Source organism: Gryllotalpicola sp. CP2-P1 (genome assembly GCF_057512245.1).
Genome location: NZ_JBLRDT010000285.1, coordinates 1 through 2,410 on the forward strand (window position 1 = coordinate 1; position 2,410 = coordinate 2,410).

The 2,410-nt window shown below is 69.7% G+C and carries 3 protein-coding genes; all 3 read right to left on the reverse strand.

Annotated elements, in window-relative coordinates; translation table 11 throughout:
* Positions 1 to 1,154 (reverse strand): ABC transporter permease (locus tag ACM2XV_RS14295; protein ID WP_487027411.1); only part of this gene is annotated, 1,154 nt, incomplete at its 3' end.
* Positions 1,138 to 1,623 carry a MarR family winged helix-turn-helix transcriptional regulator gene (locus ACM2XV_RS14300; protein ID WP_487027412.1) on the reverse strand — a complete coding sequence of 162 codons (486 nt, stop codon included), beginning with the start codon at positions 1,621 to 1,623 and terminating at the stop codon, positions 1,138 to 1,140. The genes ACM2XV_RS14295 and ACM2XV_RS14300, both read right to left, overlap by 17 nt.
* 98 nt (positions 1,624 to 1,721) lie before the next feature.
* A partial coding sequence (locus ACM2XV_RS14305; protein WP_487027413.1) for an ROK family protein occupies positions 1,722 to 2,410 on the reverse strand: 689 nt, incomplete at its 5' end.

Here is a 2,410-nt window from a genome sequence, read left to right on the forward strand (position 1 = left end):
GTCGCACCGGTGGCAGCCCCCGCGACGACGGGCGTGACATAGCCCGCGTGCGTCATCGACGCGATCTGCGCGCTGATCATCATCGACTTCTTGCCCGCAAGGCGCTGCCGGCGCATCTTCCACATGAAGAACGGCTTGCCGGCCAGCGCGAGCACGATGCCGATCGCGGTGTAGACGCCGAGCAGGACCCAACCGTGCCACGCCTCGGGCCCGACACCGTATGCCGTGCGGCGGAAGAGATTGATCGTCGCCGTTCCCGAGACGAAGTCGTGCAGGAAACGGAAGGGCTGCGGCACGAGCGCGGGCGGGTACGCACCGCCGGAGCCCGGCACGTTCGCGAAGACGAACAGCAGCAGCGCGGCGCCGGTGACGAAGCGCCCCATGAAATAGGCGAGGCCGTTCACCACACAGCCGATGGCGAAGCTCGTCGCGGCGCCGATCGCCCAGAGCTGGAAGAAGTGCCCGTCGACGGCATGCACCACGAAGCGCGCGAGGGCGAGGGCGAGACCGGGCAGCAGAATGCTGGCGCCGGCGAACACCGAGAACCGCTGCCAGTGCTTCAGGCCGCCGCCCATCATGCCGACGAACATCGAGACCATGTAGCCGGCGATCGTGCAGACGAGCGTGAGGTAGAAGAGCGAGGTGCCGAACGAGTCGTAGGCGGGCAGCGGGGCGAGATCGTCCACGTGCACCGTCGTCTGCGAGGCGGCGCCGACCTGTTGGAAGAACTGCTGGGCGAGGCTCGCGAGCTGGAAGCTGCCGGCGCTCGCGATCACGAGGTTCGCGCTGCCGTCGCCCGGCTGGTAGGCGGCGGCGAGCTCACCGCTGCGGACCTGGGCCTTGGCGTCGGCGAGCGACTCGACGACGCGCACCGTGACGGCGCCCTTCGACTCGCCCTGCAGCTGCTCGGCGACCGGCTGCATGACCGAGCTGGGGCCGACGACCGCGACGGGCACGTTCTTGAACGCCGGCGCGTGGAACGCGAAGACGTAGCAGAACACGAAGGCGATGACGAAGAACACCGGCAGCCAGAGCTGCAGGCCGATCATCTGCAGCCCGGTGGGCATTTTCCCGTACCAGGCGCGATAGCGGGCGCGGATGCCGGCGGGGGCCGGCGCCTCGATCGGGGTGACGGCTTCAGCTGTGCTGGTCATGTGCTTCCTTCGTGAGGCTGGTGGCGATGCGGGCGGTCGAGGTGTCGTTGAACCGTTTGAGAAGTCGGGTGAGCGTGTCGATCTCGTCTGTCGTGAAATCCCCGACAAGGTCTTTGACGGTGGCGGCGCCGCTGTGGGTGATCGCGTCGATGCGGGCCCTGCCGTCATCGGTCGCGCTGAGAAGGCTTGCGCGACCATCTTGCGGGTCGCGAACGGATGCCACGAGTCCCGCGCTCTCGAGCGAGGCGACGCGCCGGCTGACGGCGGGGCGCGACAGGCCCATCTGCTCAGCGAGCTCGCTCGAGCGCACCGGGCCCTGGCCGATCACCATGCGCAGCAGCAGTTGCGCGATCGGGTCGAGGGCGCTGTCGCTCTCGGTCAGCAGGGCCGCCGCTGCGGTGTGCCGGTACCAGATGCGCAGCAGCTGCTCGTGCAGCTGCTGTTCGATCTCCCCGCGTGATTGTTCCACTATGCAACTATAAACTAGTTGCGTGCTGAAATCAACTAATCGGGCGGCTCTCGGCCGAGGCGGTTGCGCGTTGCACTGAGGGCGGCCGCGCCACCCCGTCAGAGCACAGGCTGCAGCTCGAACGGGTCGGTGCGCACCTCGTTCAGCGCGCGCTGGATGGCGCCGAGCACGACGACGTCGCCGCCGAGCTCTGATGCCGCGACCACCGGCAGCGGCGGGTAGAAGTTCTCGGCGAGGCTGCGCTGCGCGGACTCGATGATCGGCCCGGCGGCTGCCGCGATCGCCCCGGCGACGATCACGCGCTCGACGTCGAGCAGGCTGACGAGGATCTCGGCGATCTGCGCGAGCCGGTCGCCGAGGCGCGCCACGATCCGGGTCGCCACCGGGTCGTTGCGGGATGCCGCGGCCAGCACGTCCTCGGCCGTGAGCCGGTCGGCGGGCGAGGCCGCCAGCGGCGTCTTCGGCTTCACCTTCCCGGCGCGGGCCGCCTCTCGGCCCCACTCGCGTGCAAGGTGCCCGAGGCCGTCGGCACTGCCGACGTCATCGACGAGGTTGAGCAGACGCAGCTCGCCGGCGCCGCCGTGGCGACCGCGCAGCAGATGGCCGTCGACCATGATCCCCGCACCGAAGCGCTCGCCGGAGAGCAGCACGGCGAAGGACTCGATCTCGGCGCCGAGCCGGGCTCGCTCTGCCAGGACGGCGAGGTTCGCGTCGTTCTCGACCACGACCCGGCCGTAGCCCTCGAGGCGCACGGTCAGCTGCGGGTTCATCAGGCGCCAGAAGCCGT